13 protein-coding genes are annotated in these 13,683 nt (G+C 71.2%); 12 read left to right on the forward strand and 1 reads right to left on the reverse strand.

Going from position 1 to position 13,683, the window contains the following annotated elements; genetic code table 11:
- Window positions 1–44: 44 nt before the first annotated feature.
- Together ACZ53N_RS06990 and ffh are read left to right on the forward strand one after the other, a co-directional pair.
- Window positions 45–2,546, forward strand: coding sequence for a [protein-PII] uridylyltransferase (locus ACZ53N_RS06990; protein WP_469139896.1), 2,502 nt, complete (start codon window positions 45–47; stop codon window positions 2,544–2,546).
- Between the two features lie 176 nt (window positions 2,547–2,722).
- Window positions 2,723–4,261, forward strand: a complete 1,539-nt coding sequence (gene ffh / locus ACZ53N_RS06995; RefSeq protein ID WP_469139897.1) for a signal recognition particle protein — start codon at window positions 2,723–2,725, stop codon at window positions 4,259–4,261.
- Between the two features lie 121 nt (window positions 4,262–4,382).
- Here the strand turns inward: ffh and ACZ53N_RS07000 are convergent, their stop codons facing one another.
- Window positions 4,383–5,210, reverse strand: a complete 828-nt coding sequence (locus ACZ53N_RS07000) for a class I SAM-dependent methyltransferase (protein WP_469139898.1) — start codon at window positions 5,208–5,210, stop codon at window positions 4,383–4,385.
- Between the two features lie 398 nt (window positions 5,211–5,608).
- Here ACZ53N_RS07000 and proS point away from each other — a divergent pair, with 398 nt between their 5' ends.
- From proS to lepB (ACZ53N_RS07050), 10 genes are all read left to right on the forward strand, one after another.
- Window positions 5,609–7,021 carry a proline--tRNA ligase gene (gene proS / locus ACZ53N_RS07005; RefSeq protein WP_130880134.1) on the forward strand — a complete coding sequence of 471 codons (1,413 nt, stop codon included), beginning with the start codon at window positions 5,609–5,611 and terminating at the stop codon, window positions 7,019–7,021.
- Window positions 7,022–7,262: 241 nt separating this feature from the next.
- Window positions 7,263–7,853, forward strand: a complete 591-nt coding sequence (locus ACZ53N_RS07010) for a hypothetical protein (protein WP_130880135.1) — start codon at window positions 7,263–7,265, stop codon at window positions 7,851–7,853.
- A gap of 154 nt (window positions 7,854–8,007) precedes the next feature.
- Window positions 8,008–8,448, forward strand: a complete 441-nt coding sequence (gene rpsP, locus ACZ53N_RS07015; RefSeq protein ID WP_130880136.1) for a 30S ribosomal protein S16 — start codon at window positions 8,008–8,010, stop codon at window positions 8,446–8,448.
- 2 nt (window positions 8,449–8,450) lie between these two features.
- Window positions 8,451–8,690, forward strand: coding sequence for an RNA-binding protein (locus ACZ53N_RS07020; protein WP_362211881.1), 240 nt, complete (start codon window positions 8,451–8,453; stop codon window positions 8,688–8,690).
- Between the two features lie 124 nt (window positions 8,691–8,814).
- Window positions 8,815–9,426 carry a ribosome maturation factor RimM gene (rimM, locus tag ACZ53N_RS07025; RefSeq protein ID WP_469139899.1) on the forward strand — a complete coding sequence of 204 codons (612 nt, stop codon included), beginning with the start codon at window positions 8,815–8,817 and terminating at the stop codon, window positions 9,424–9,426.
- A complete protein-coding gene (trmD, locus tag ACZ53N_RS07030) occupies window positions 9,426–10,301 on the forward strand; it encodes a tRNA (guanosine(37)-N1)-methyltransferase TrmD (RefSeq protein ID WP_469139900.1) in 876 nt (291 codons plus the stop codon). The genes rimM and trmD overlap by 1 nt, the downstream gene beginning before the upstream one ends.
- A 132-nt stretch (window positions 10,302–10,433) precedes the next feature.
- Entirely contained in the window at window positions 10,434–10,781 is a 348-nt protein-coding gene (gene rplS / locus ACZ53N_RS07035) for a 50S ribosomal protein L19 (protein ID WP_130880139.1), read from the forward strand.
- 45 nt (window positions 10,782–10,826) lie between these two features.
- The gene (gene lepB, locus ACZ53N_RS07040; protein WP_469139901.1) at window positions 10,827–11,699 is read left to right on the forward strand and encodes a signal peptidase I; all 873 of its coding nucleotides are present in this window, start codon (window positions 10,827–10,829) and stop codon (window positions 11,697–11,699) included.
- Window positions 11,692–12,669, forward strand: coding sequence for a signal peptidase I (lepB, locus tag ACZ53N_RS07045; RefSeq protein ID WP_469139902.1), 978 nt, complete (start codon window positions 11,692–11,694; stop codon window positions 12,667–12,669). The genes lepB (ACZ53N_RS07040) and lepB (ACZ53N_RS07045) overlap by 8 nt, the downstream gene beginning before the upstream one ends.
- Window positions 12,611–13,648: a signal peptidase I gene (lepB, locus tag ACZ53N_RS07050; RefSeq protein WP_469139984.1), complete on the forward strand. Its 1,038-nt coding sequence runs from the start codon at window positions 12,611–12,613 to the stop codon at window positions 13,646–13,648. The genes lepB (ACZ53N_RS07045) and lepB (ACZ53N_RS07050) overlap by 59 nt, the downstream gene beginning before the upstream one ends.
- Window positions 13,649–13,683 lie beyond the last annotated feature (35 nt).

The following is a 13,683-nucleotide window of genomic DNA, read 5'->3' on the forward strand; positions in this document are numbered from 1 at the left end:
CGGAAGAGCAGCCGAGCAGGGGCCGGAAGAGGGGAAGCCTCGAGTTGACCGAGATCAAGACGGACGCGACTGATCCTGGCCGTCCCGGCCGCCCCGACCCCGGCGGCTACGCGGCGGCCCGGCTGCACCTCCTGCACGAGGAAGCGCCGGCCGGGCCGCCGCGCCGCGCCGCGCTGGCGCGCGCCACCGACGCGTGGCTGGGCGGACTGCTCGGCGCGGCGCGGGGCGTCGCGCTGGTGGCCGTCGGCGGTTACGGGCGCGGCGAGCTGTCGCCGCGCAGCGACCTCGACGTGCTCCTCCTGCACGACGGCTCGGCGGACGCGCCCACCATCGCGGCGCTCGCCGACCGCGTCTGGTACCCCGTGTGGGACCTGGGCCTCGCCCTCGACCACTCCGTCCGCACCCTCTCCGAGGCACGCAAGACCGCGGCCGGCGACCTCAAGGTCCACCTCGGTCTCCTCGACGCCCGCCACATCGCCGGCGACCCCGCCCTCACCGCCGCGCTGCGCACGGCGGCCTACGAGGACTGGCGGGCCCAGGCGCCCGCCCGGCTGCCGGAGCTGCGCGAGCTGGGGGAGGAGCGGGCCCGCCGCCAGGGAGAACTGCGGTTCCTGCTGGAACCCGACCTCAAGGAGGCGCGCGGCGGGCTGCGCGACGCGACCGCGCTGCGGGCCGTCGCCGCGTCCTGGCTGGCCGACGCGCCCCGCGAGGGCCTGGAGGAGGCCCGGGCCCTGCTGCTCGACACCCGCGACGCGCTGCACCTGGTCACCGGCCGGGCCACGGACCGGCTCGCCCTCCAGGAACAGCACCAGGTCGCCACCGGGCTCGGGCTGCCCGGCGCCGACGCGCTGCTGCGCGAGGTCTACGAAGCGGCCCACACCGTCTCGTACGCCGCCGACATCACCTGGCGCGAGGTGGGACGGGTGCTGCGGGCCCGGTCCGGGCGGCCCCGGCTGCGCCGGCTCCTCGGGGGGCGGGGCGGGCGCGGAGGGTTCGTGGAGCCCGAGCGGACACCGCTGGCGGAAGGCGTGGTCGAGCAGGACGGCGAAGCCGTGCTCGCCCGTACCGCACGGCCCGAGCGCGACCCCGTCCTGCCGCTGCGCGCGGCGGCCGTGGCGGCGCAGGCGGGGCTGCCGCTGTCCCGGCACGCCGTACGCCGCCTCGCGGGCGCCGGCCCGCTGCCCGTGCCGTGGCCCGACGAGGCCCGCGAGCAACTCGTCACGCTGCTCGGGGCGGGGGAGTCCACGGTCGGCGTCTGGGAGGCCCTCGAAGCGGAGGGCATCGTCTCCCGGCTCCTGCCCGAGTGGGAGCACGTGCGCTGCCGCCCGCAGCGCAACCCCGTCCACCGCTGGACCGTCGACCGGCACCTGGTCGAGACGGCCGTCAGGGCCGCCGCCCTCTCCCGTCGCGTCGGCCGCCCCGACCTGCTGCTCGTCGCGGCCCTCCTGCACGACCTCGGCAAGGGCCTGCCCGGCGACCACAGCGTCGTGGGCGAGACCATCGCCCGGGACGTGGCACCCCGGCTGGGCTTCGGCTCGGCGGACACGGAGACCCTCGCCACCCTCGTGCGCCACCATCTGCTGCTCGTCGAGACCGCCACCCGCCGCGACCTCGACGACCCGGCCACCGTCCGCTCGGTCACGGACGCCATCGGGCACCCGGACACCCTGGAGCTGCTGCACGCCCTCACCGAGGCAGACGCCCTCGCCACCGGCCCGGCGGCCTGGAGCGCCTGGCGGGCCTCGCTGGTCGCCGACCTGGTCCGCCGGGCCCGCGCCGCCCTCGCGGGTGGTGTGACCCCGAGCCGCGCGGAGGCGGCGGCGCCGACCGTGGAGGAGGAGCGGCTGGCGATCGAGGCGCTGCGCACGGGCGGCCCGGTCCTGATCCTGCGCACCCGGCCGGAAGGCACCGACGCGCCGACGGACAGCCCGACGGATCCGCTGCGGGACCCCCTGACGGAACCAGGTGCCCCGGCGCCCGTCGGCATCGAGCTGCTCGTCGCCGTCCCCGACCAGCCGGGCGTGCTGCCCGCGACCGCCGGGGTGCTCGCCCTGCACCGGCTGACGGTCCGCGCGGCGGAACTGCGCACGATCACGCCCGACCCCGCCATCGGCGGCAGCGCCCTGGTGCTGAACTGGCGGGTGGCCGCGGAGTACGGCGCGCCCCCCGAGGCGGCCCGCCTGCGGAACGACCTGGTGCGGGCCCTGGCGGGCACCCTGGACATCGCGGGCCGGCTGGCCGAGCGCGAGGCCGCCTACGGCAAACGGCGCCGGGGCGTGAGCCACGCGCCGCCGCGGGTGAGCGTGGTGGAGGGCGTCTCGCGGGCCGCGACGGTGGTGGAAGTGCGGGCGCACGACGCCCCCGGGCTGCTGCACCGGATCGGCCGGGCCCTGGACGCGGCCGGGGTGTGGGTGCGCAGCGCCCATGTCTCCACGCTGGGGGCGAACGCTGTGGACACCGTCTATCTCACCCGGCAGGACGGCTCACCGCTGCCGGACACGGCGGCGGTGGCGCTGGCGAGGGCAGTGGAGAACGCCCTGCGGTGACCGCGCCACGGGGGCGGCCCGGCCCCGCGAGGCGGGCGGCCGGGCCGCCCCTTCCCGCCCCCGCGGGAATCCCCTCTTCGTCTCATATCCGGCGGGCGAGGACACCGGCTCGGCGCGGCCGGATACCCTGGGAGGCGATTGACTCTGCCCCCCGACTCCGAGGACCTACGAGCGCCGTGTTCGATACCCTCTCCGATCGCCTTTCCGCGACTTTCAAGACCCTCCGGGGCAAAGGCCGCTTGAGCGAGGCGGACATCGACGCCACGGCGCGCGAGATCCGCATCGCGCTGCTGGAAGCGGACGTGGCCCTCCCCGTCGTCCGGGCCTTCATCAAGCAGGTCAAGGAGCGCGCGCTCGGGGCCGAGGTCTCCAAGGCCCTCAATCCCGCGCAGCAGATCATCAAGATCGTCAACGAGGAGCTCATCGGCATCCTCGGCGGCGAGACCCGGCGGCTGCGCTTCGCCAAGACCGCGCCGACCGTGATCATGCTCGCCGGTCTCCAGGGTGCCGGTAAGACCACCCTCGCCGGAAAGCTCGGCCACTGGCTGAAGGGCCAGGGCCACAGCCCGCTGCTCGTCGCCTGTGACCTCCAGCGCCCCAACGCCGTGAACCAGCTCAGCGTCGTCGCCGAGCGCGCCGGCGTCGGCGTGTACGCGCCGCAGCCGGGCAACGGCGTGGGCGACCCCGTCCAGGTCGCCAAGGACTCGATCGACTTCGCTCGTACCAAGCAGTACGACATCGTCATCGTCGACACCGCCGGCCGCCTCGGCATCGACGCCGAGATGATGCAGCAGGCCGCCGACATCCGCGACGCGGTCTCGCCGGACGAGATCCTCTTCGTCGTCGACGCGATGATCGGCCAGGACGCGGTCAACACCGCCGAGGCCTTCCGCGACGGCGTCGGCTTCGACGGCGTGGTGCTCTCCAAGCTCGACGGCGACGCCCGCGGTGGTGCCGCCCTGTCGGTCGCGCACGTGACCGGCAAGCAGGTCATGTTCGCCTCCAACGGCGAGAAGCTGGACGACTTCGACGCGTTCCACCCGGACCGCATGGCGTCCCGCATCCTCGGCATGGGCGACATGCTCAGCCTCATCGAGAAGGCCGAGCAGACCTTCAGCCAGGACGAGGCCGAGAAGATGGCGGCCAAGCTGGCGAAGGGGCCGAAGGAGTTCACGCTCGACGACTTCCTGTCCCAGATGGAGCAGGTCCGCAAGATGGGCAGCATCAGCAAGCTGCTCGGGATGCTGCCCGGCATGGCGCAGATGAAGGACCAGATCAACAACCTCGACGAGCGCGACGTGGACCGCACCGCCGCGATCATCAAGTCGATGACCCCGGCCGAGCGCCAGGATCCGCACATCATCAACGGCTCGCGCCGCGCCCGTATCGCCAAGGGCTCGGGCGTGGAGGTCAGCGCGGTCAAGAACCTCGTGGAGCGCTTCTTCGAGGCCCGCAAGATGATGTCGCGCATGGCCCAGGGCGGCGGTATGCCGGGCATGCCGGGAATCCCGGGCATGGGCGGCGGCCCCGGCCGGCAGAAGAAGCAGCAGAAGCAGGCCAAGGGCAAGCGCAAGAGCGGCAACCCGATGAAGCGCAAGGCGGATGAGCAGGCCGCGGCCGCGCGCCGCGAGCAGGGCGACAACCCGCTGGGGCTGCCCGCTCAGGCTCCGCAGAACTTCGAACTGCCCGACGAGTTCAAGAAGTTCATGGGCTGAGGCCGACCCGCCGGCCACAGCCGGTGAAATCGCCCGTCACGGCTCTCCGTGGCGGGCGATTTCGTTGTCCGGTCGAAGGGTTCGAAGGGGTTCGGGGGAGGGGCGCGGGCGGGGGTGTGTCCTAGACGCGCGCGATGAGATAGCGGAAGACATTCGGCATCCAGACGGTCCCGTCCCGGCGCAGATACGGGTGCAGGGCCTCGACCAATTCCTTGGTCACCTGCTCCTCGTCCGTCGCCCGCATCGCCGCGTCGAAAGCGCCCGTCGACAGCAGACCGCGCACCGCGCTGCCCATGTCGGCGTAGCCGTACGGGCACGACACCCGCCCCGAACCGTCCGGCACGAGCCCGGCCCGGCGGGCCAGGTCCTCCAGGTCGTCACGGCCACTGGGCCGCCAGCGGGCAGGCGCGCACATCGGGTCCGCGAGCCGGGCCGCGACTCGAAGCGCTCCCGAGGCCGCGCAGCGCTCCTGCGGTCCCCAGCCGGCCAGGACGACCGGAGCGCCGTGCTGGGCGCAGGCGGCGGCCCGGGACAGCGCCTCCGCCATGCCGCGGGCGCTGCCGCCCGCGCAGTACAGCGGATCGAAGGCCGTGATGAGGTTGAAGGCCGGAGCGCCCGGTTCGAGGACGCACTCCGGACCGCCGTGGCCCAGTCGTGTGCCGTCGCCGCCGGATCCCTTGGGTATCAGCCGTTCCCGGGCCAGCTCGAGCCTGCGCCCGTCCTGGTCGACGCCGGAGACGGCGGCCCCGCGGGCCGCTGCCATCAGCAGCGCCAGGCCGGAGCCGCAGCCGAGGCTGAGGAGCCGGGTGTCGGGGCCGACCTCCAGTCGTTCGTAGACCGCTTCGTAGAGCGGCACCAGCATCCGTTCCTGGATTTCCGCCCAGTCGCGGGCCCGGGGATCGGGCGACGTGGAGGACGGCCGGTGCCGCCGTACGAGCGTTGGTGTCATCGAAAGCGCCCCAATCCGCCGAGAGACGTGATCTGGTCCTGCTTGCCGCCCCCGTGTGCTGCTGTGCGCGCTGCTGTGAAACACCCCCGATAGCCAGAGAACTCCGCTTCCGTCCCCGAGTCCAGAGGGACGGTGCCAGAACGTTCCCGTCTGCCCACGATGGCATGTGCCGGGTGTCATCGCACGGAGAGGATTCCGGGGAGGGGCCGGGAAGAAATCGGCACCGGGAAGAGGCCGACCGGGCGAATCGCGGGCGGACGCGCGGTGGCCGGGGACCGGCCGACAGGTTTCCGGCAAGGGGGCCGGGGCTGCCCGGGAGAGGGACCGGGGCAGGAGCCGGACAGGGGCCGGGACGGGGGATTCACGCTCGGCCCTGAGTGCCCCGTACCATTCGCACCATGGCAAAGGCTCCCATTCTCACCCCCCAGGCGGAAGATTTCCCGCGCTGGTACCAGGACTTGATCAACAAGGCCGAGCTGGCCGACAACGGCCCGGTGCGCGGCACCATGGTCATCCGCCCGTACGGGTACGGGCTCTGGGAGCGCATGCAGCAGGAGATGGACGCGCGCATCAAGGACGCGGGCGCCCAGAACGCGTACTTCCCGCTCTTCATCCCGCAGTCCTACCTGACGAAGGAAGCCGAGCACGTCGAGGGCTTCGCCCCCGAGCTGGCGGTCGTCACGCACGGCGGCGGCAAGGAGCTCGAAGAGCCGGTCGTCGTCCGGCCGACCTCCGAGACGATCATCAACGAGTACTTCTCCAAGTGGGTGCAGAGCTACCGCGACCTGCCCCTGCTGATCAACCAGTGGGCCAACGTGGTCCGTTGGGAGATGCGCCCGCGCGTCTTCCTCCGGACGAGCGAGTTCCTCTGGCAGGAGGGCCACACCGCCCACGCCACCTACGAGGACGCCCGCGACTACGCCGCGCGGATCCACCGCGACGTCTACGCCGACTTCATGGTCAATGTCCTCGGCATCGATGTGGTCCTGGGCCGCAAGACCGCCAAGGAGCGGTTCGCCGGTGCCATCAACACCCTCACCCTCGAGGGCATGATGGGCGACGGCAAGGCCCTCCAGCTGGGCACCAGCCACGAGCTGGGCCAGAACTTCGCCAAGGCCTTCAACACCCAGTACCTGTCCAAGGACAGCAAGCAGGAGCTGGTCTGGCAGACCTCGTGGGGCGTCTCGACCCGCATGGTCGGCGGCCTGATCATGTCGCACGGCGACGACAGCGGTCTGCGCGTCCCGCCGCGGCTGGCGCACGTCCAGGTCGTCGTCATGGCGATCAAGGGCGACGAGGCCGTGGCCAAGGTCCGTGAGCTCGGTGACCGCCTGAAGGCCGCGGGCATCCGGGTCCAGGTCGATGACCGCGTGGACACCCCCTTCGGCCGCCGGGCCGTGGACTGGGAGCTCAAGGGTGTACCGGTCCGCATCGAGATCGGCCCGCGCGACCTGGAGAACGGCACCGCGATGCTGGCCCGCCGGATCCCCGGCGGCAAGGAGCCGGTGACGATCGACTCCCTCGTCGACCTGCTGCCCAAGGTGCTGGAGGAGGACCAGGCGCAGCTGCTGCGCGAGTCGCGCGAGCGCCGTGAGTCCCGTACGGCCGACGTCAGCACCATCGAGGAGGCCGCCGAGGCCGCCGTCGCCGGTGGCTGGGCGCGGATCCGCTGGGCGGACCTGGGCCCCGAGGGCGAGGCCAAGCTCGGTGAGCAGGCCGTGTCCGTGCGCTGCCTGGTCGCCGAGGACGGTTCGGTGCCGGACGCGGACGACGCCCCGGGCACCATCGCCATCGTCGGCCGCTCCTACTGAGCGCACCCGGGCGCCCACCGGCGCCCGGGCCGCCAAGGGGCACGCCCCCGGCGTGAGCCGGTCGATTCACCCTTACCGGTGAGTCAGTACGTCCACTCTTGCGAACGGGTGCGCGGCTTCTCCACAGATCTGCGCACCCGCCCTCGTCAGGACGCATGAGCGTGAAACTGACTGGTACGTGCAAATTATTTGGGATGGCCCGGTATCGGAACACCGGGCTGTCCTTGCTCGTTGTCACGACGTGAGCACGACACCACCTGTTCTCGCCGCAGAGCTGGCGCAGGCGTGGGCCGACATTCAGCGGTACCACCCCGAGCTGCCAGATCTTGCCGCGCCCGAATCGTTGATCGGGGAGTCGTCGTCCGCCTGCGGCGCCGAGCTCTCCTTCGAACGGCTGCTGCACGAGGCAGTTCACGGCATCGCGGCCGCCCGCGGTATCCGTGACACCTCACGCGCCGGCCGCTACCACAACCGCCGGTTCCTCGCGATCGCCGAGGAGCTGGGGCTCGACCACAGTGATGAGCCGCATCCCAGCAGTGGTTTCTCCCTGGTCGTGCTCAACCCGGAGGCGCGCAAGCGCTACCGCCCGACCATCGACAGACTCCAGCGTGCCCTCAAGGCGCACACGGTCGCGACCGCCGCCGACACCTCGCGCACGTTCCGGGGCCCGGCCGCGCGGCACGGCTCCTCCGGCGGAGGGGTGCGCGTGAAGGCGGTGTGCGACTGCGGCCGTAATGTCCGAGTCGTGCCCTCCGTGCTGGCCCAGGCGCCGATCATGTGCGGCGGCTGTGGCAAGCCCTTCCGCATCCCCGAGGCCGTATCGGTCGGCTGACCTGGAGCGGTGTGGCACAATGGGACGCTGTACTCGACAGTCGCATAGGACCCCTCTCTCCTCCGGCTGACGCGTCCATCGGGCACCCGAGTACCGCAACCCCACGTGGCATCTCATGTGCCCAACCACGTCAAGACCAGGAGACACCACTCCAGTGGCAGTCAAGATCAAGCTGAAGCGTCTGGGCAAGATCCGTTCGCCTCACTACCGCATCGTCGTCGCCGACTCCCGTACCCGCCGTGACGGCCGGGCCATCGAGGAGATCGGTCTGTACCACCCGGTGCAGAACCCCTCGCGCATCGAGGTCGACACGGACCGCGTCCAGTACTGGCTGAGCGTCGGCGCGCAGCCGACCGAGCCCGTCATGGCCATCCTCAAGGTCACCGGCGACTGGCAGAAGTTCAAGGGTCTGCCGGCCCCGGCCCCGATGCTCCTCCCCGAGACCAAGGAGGACAAGCGTCGCGCGTTCGACGAGTTCACCAAGGGTCTCGAGGCTGGCGCCGCGAAGGGTGAGGCCATCACCCCGAAGGCCAAGAAGTCGGAGAAGAAGGACGAGGCCGCCGCGGCCGAGTCCGCTGAGTCGACCGAGGCCTGAGGATGCTCGAGGAGGCCCTTGAGCACCTCGTAAAGGGCATCGTCGACAACCCCGACGAGGTGCAGGTCGCTTCGCGCGACCTGCGTCGTGGTCGCGTGCTCGAGGTTCGGGTCCACCCCGATGACCTCGGCAAGGTGATCGGCCGTAACGGCCGCACCGCACGCGCACTGCGCACCGTCGTGGGCGCCATCGGCGGCCGTGGTATCCGCGTCGACCTCGTCGATGTGGATCAGGTCCGCTGAGAAGCGATAGAGCACCGGCACGGGCCGGGAAGGGTTACGGCCCTTCCCGGCCCGTTGTCGCGTTCGTACGCAAAAGCCGCGTCCGCGTGCGGAAGCCGTACGCGGAAGCAGAGAAGGATTCACAGTGCAGCTGGTAGTCGGCAGAATCGGCCGCGCCCATGGGATCAAGGGCGAGGTCACGGTTGAGGTGCGTACGGACGAGCCCGAGCTGCGGCTCGGCCCCGGCGCCGTCCTGGCCACGGACCCCGCCGGGGTGGGGCCGCTGACCATCGAGACCGGCCGGGTGCACAGCGGCCGGCTGCTGCTGCGGTTCGCCGGCGTCAAGGACCGCACGGGCGCCGAGGCGCTCCGCAACACGCTCCTGATCGCCGAGATCGACCCCGAGGACGTCCCCGAGGACCCCGAGGAGTTCTACGACCACCAGCTGATGGACCTCGACGTCGTCACCGTCGACGGGGTCGAGATCGGCCGGATCACCGAGATCTCCCATCTGCCGTCGCAGGACCTGTTCATCGTGGAGCGCCCCGACGGCAGCGAGGTGATGATCCCCTTCGTCGCCGAGATCGTCCCGGAGATCGACCTGGAGGCGCAGCGCGCGATCATCGACCCGCCGCCGGGCCTGATCGACGCCGACCAGGCCGTGATCGCGAGCGCGCGGGACGCCGAGGCATCCGACGAGACCTCTGCCGCTCCGGAGTCCGGCAAGGCGGGCGACGACGAGAAGGGTGACGCGTGATGCGGCTCGACATCGTCACGATCTTCCCCGAGTACCTGGAACCGCTGAACGTCTCGCTCGTCGGCAAGGCCCGGGCCCGCGGGCAGCTCGATGTGCGCATCCACGACCTGCGGGAATGGACGCACGACCGGCACAACACCGTCGACGACACGCCGTACGGCGGCGGACCCGGCATGGTCATGAAGCCCGAGCCCTGGGGCGAGGCGCTCGACTCGATCATCGGGTCCGGGAGCGGCTCCGGTGACTCCGGCTCCGGGGATTCCGGTGACAGTTCCAGTGACGGCTCCGGTGTCGCCGAGGCCCGCCCCGTTCTGGTCGTTCCGACGCCCAGCGGTAAGCCCTTCACCCAGCAGCTCGCCGTGGAGCTGTCCGAGAAGCCGTGGCTGGTCTTCACCCCTGCCCGCTACGAGGGCATCGACCGCCGCGTCATCGAGGAGTACGGCGACCGCCTCGACGTGCGCGAGGTCTCCATCGGCGACTATGTGCTGGCGGGCGGCGAAGCCCCGGTGCTGGTCATGGTCGAGGCCATCGCCCGGCTGCTGCCCGGTGTGCTCGGCAACGCCGAGTCGCACCGGGACGACTCCTTCGCCCCCGGCGCCATGGCCGACCTCCTGGAGGGCCCGGTCTACACCAAGCCTCCCCAGTGGCGCGGCCGCGGCATCCCGGACGTCCTGCTCAGCGGCCACCACGGCAAGATCGCCCGGTGGCGCCGCGACGAGGCCTTCCGACGGACGGTGCAGAACCGGCCCGACCTGATCAACCGCGCCGACCCGGCCGCCTTCGACAAGAAGGACCGCGAAACGCTCTCGATCCTGGGCTGGGCCCCGGGGCCCGACGGCCGATTTGGGCCACTGGCCCCGGACGTGGAAGAATAAGCCGTTGCCTTGCGTCCGGCGCGCGCCCCTGCCACAGGGGGAACGACGTTCGCCCGATGTTTCGGTACACCCCCATCATCATTACTAATTTCCGCTGATGACCTGTGGCATCGGCGAGGAGAGCAGACGGTTATGAACCTTCTCGACAACGTCGACGCCGCATCGCTGCGCACGGACGTCCCGAACTTCCGCCCCGGTGACACCGTGAACGTTCACGTTCGCGTCATCGAAGGCAACCGCTCCCGTGTGCAGCAGTTCAAGGGTGTCGTCATCCGTCGCCAGGGTGCGGGCGTCCGCGAGACCTTCACGGTCCGCAAGGTCTCCTTCTCCGTCGGCGTCGAGCGCACCTTCCCGGTGCACAGCCCGATCTTCGAGAAGGTCGAGCTCGTCACCCGCGGTGACGTGCGTCGCGCCAAGCTGTACTACCTCCGTGAGCTCCGCGGCAAGGCCGCGAAGATCAAGGAGAAGCGCGACAACTGAGCTTCTGTCGGGGGTCCTGGCCGGGCCGGATAGGCTTTCGGCTCGATGGACACCGACGCACAGCTTTCGGAGCGCGACCACTCTCCAGAACCCGTCGAGGGGGAGGAGCAGGGGTCGCGCTCCGCGCGTATTTCCGGGGACTCCCCGGACGAGCCCGCCGAGCGGGCGGACGAGCGCTCCGGGCGCCTCTCCCTCGCCGCCGTGGGGCAGTGGCTGACCGGCGGGGGACCGCTGCGCCGTGCCGGGCTGCTGCTGACCGCCTGCATGATCTTCCTGCTCCTGGTCAGCAGCTTTCTCGTGCAGCCGTTCCTGATCCCGTCCGGCTCGATGGAGAACACCTTCCAGGTCGGCGACCGGGTGCTGGTCAACAAGCTCGTCTACCGCTTCGGCGGCGAGCCGCGCCGCGGTGACGTGGTGGTCTTCGACGGCACCGACTCCTTCGTCCAGGGCAGACCGACCGAGAACCCGGTGGCCGCGCTGGTGCGCGAGGGGGCCTCGGCCGTCGGGCTGATGCGGCCGGCGGAGACGGACTACATCAAGCGGGTCGTCGGCATCGGCGGCGACCGGGTCCGCTGCTGCGACCGGCGCGGCAGGCTGGAAGTGAACGGTCGGCCGGTGATCGAGGACTATCTCCACCCGGGCGACGCGCCCTCCGAGGTGCCGTTCGACATCGTGGTGCCGGAGGGCAAGCTCTGGGTGATGGGCGATCACCGCAGCGACTCCCGTGACTCCCGTGACCACCTCGGCGAGCCCGGCGGCGGCACGGTCCCCGTGGACAGGGTCATCGGCCGGGCGGACTGGATCGGCTGGCCCTTCGGCCGGATGACGTCGGTGAAACGGCCCGACGCCTTCGCGCGCGTACCGGAACCGGGGCACGGGCAGGGGCAGCCGGGGCACGGCGGGAGCCCGCATGGGTAGCCGGGGGCGTACGGAGCCGGTGCCGGGCGGGCGGGCCGCACGGCGGAAGGCGGCGCGGCGGGTCAAGCGGCGGCGGCGCCGGTCGGCGGTCAAGGAGGTGCCGATCCTCATAGCGGTGGCCCTGCTGATCGCGCTGGTGCTGAAGACCTTCCTGGTGCAGGCGTTCGTGATCCCGTCCGGCTCGATGGAGCAGACCATCCGGATCGGCGACCGGGTGCTGGTGGACAAGTTGACGCCGTGGTTCGGATCGAAACCGGAGCGCGGTGACGTCGTGGTCTTCAAGGACCCGGGCGGCTGGCTCGACGGGGAACCGAAGGCCGGGCCCGACCCGGTGGTCATCAAACAGGGAAAGCAGTTTCTGACGTTCATCGGCCTGCTGCCGTCCGCCGATGAACAGGATTTGATCAAGCGGGTCGTCGGGGTCGGCGGCGATACTGTCAAGTGCTGTGACAAGGACGGCCGGGTCACGGTCAACGGAACGCCGCTCATCGAGCCGTATCTCAACCCGGGGGATGTTCCCTCGCAGTTGAAATTCGAGGTGAAGGTTTCGCCCGGGCGGATCTTCGTGATGGGTGATCACCGCTCGGATTCGGCCGATTCCCGCTATCACCTGGACGAGCCGGGGAACGGCACGATCGCCGAGGACCTGGTCGTGGGGCGCGCCACGGTCATCGCCTGGCCGTTCGGCCACTGGCGGCGGCTGGCCGAACCGAACACCTTCGCATCGGTCGGGGACGCGCCGGGGACGAGGACGTCGGCGCGCGGTTCGCCGAATAGTGTGTATCCCATGGATCGGCAAGGAATGATCCAGCTCCCGACCCCTGCGGAACTCCCGCTCGTTATGGGAGTGGTGGGCCTGCGTCGTATGCACGACAGGCGGCAGCGCGGAGTGAGGAGTGGATGTGGGGGATTTGGCGGTAGGCGCCCGTTCCGGTCACGGAGAGCCGGAAAAGCGGCCCGGGGAAGCTGAGCAGTCGCCCGCGGGCGAGGCGCCGGAGGTGGCTGTGTCCCAGGCGTCCCAGCCAACCCCGGCGCCCCACAGCTCGCAGGCGCCCCAGACCTCGCAGGAAGCGACGGGTGGACCCGTGGGAGGACCGACAGGCGGATCGCCGGGCGCGGACCCCGGTGATGTGACGCCCGAGAGCGACGCGCAGCAGGACGGACATCGGGCGGCCAAGAAGCAACGATCCTTCTGGAAGGAACTGCCGATCCTCATCGGCATCGCCCTGTTGCTCGCGCTGCTCATCAAGACGTTCCTGGTCCAGGCGTTCTCCATCCCCTCCGACTCGATGCAGGACACCCTGCAGCGCGGCGACCGGGTGCTGGTGGACAAGCTGACGCCGTGGTTCGGGTCGAAACCCGAGCGCGGCGAGGTAGTGGTCTTCCACGATCCGGGCGGCTGGCTCGACGAGACGACGACGGCGGACCCCGGCCCGGTCGCGGGCGGCATCCAGAAGGTCCTGAGCTTCATCGGCCTGATGCCCTCCGCCGAGGAGAAGGACCTGATCAAGCGGGTCATCGCGGTCGGCGGCGACACCGTCGAGTGCAAGGGCAACAACGACCCGGTGACGGTCAACGGCAAGGCCCTCAAGGAGCCGTACATCTTCCCGGGCAACACCCCCTGCGGTGACAAGCCCTTCGGACCCATCAAGGTCCCCGAGGGCCGGATCTGGGTGATGGGCGACCACCGCCAGAACTCCCTGGACTCGCGCTACCACCAGGAACTGGACAAGTTCCAGGGCACGGTCTCGGAGGACGAGGTCGTCGGGCGCGCGATCGTCATCGCCTGGCCGATCAACCGCTGGTCCACCCTGCCCGTCCCGGACACCTTCGACCAGAAGGGGATCGGCGCGGCCGTCGCGCCGCCGGCCCTCGGGCTCGCGGGCGCGGTGCCGCTGGTGCTCTGGCGCCGCAGCCGGATCGCCAGGAAAGCCGCCCCGAAGGGCTGACCCGCGTCCGTACCGCCGGGTAGTGTGCGATTCCA

The organism is Streptomyces sp. NPDC033229 (genome assembly GCF_055576875.1).

Coding starts and splice junctions, on each gene's coding strand:
- ACZ53N_RS07000 (WP_469139898.1), bottom strand. CDS start 5,210: ATGACACCAACGCTCGTACGGCGGCACCGGCCGTCCTCCACGTCGCCC.
- proS (WP_130880134.1), top strand. CDS start 5,609: ATGGCAAAGGCTCCCATTCTCACCCCCCAGGCGGAAGATTTCCCGCGC.
- ACZ53N_RS07020 (WP_362211881.1), top strand. CDS start 8,451: ATGCTCGAGGAGGCCCTTGAGCACCTCGTAAAGGGCATCGTCGACAAC.
- trmD (WP_469139900.1), top strand. CDS start 9,426: ATGCGGCTCGACATCGTCACGATCTTCCCCGAGTACCTGGAACCGCTG.
- rplS (WP_130880139.1), top strand. CDS start 10,434: ATGAACCTTCTCGACAACGTCGACGCCGCATCGCTGCGCACGGACGTC.
- lepB (WP_469139901.1), top strand. CDS start 10,827: ATGGACACCGACGCACAGCTTTCGGAGCGCGACCACTCTCCAGAACCC.
- lepB (WP_469139902.1), top strand. CDS start 11,692: ATGGGTAGCCGGGGGCGTACGGAGCCGGTGCCGGGCGGGCGGGCCGCA.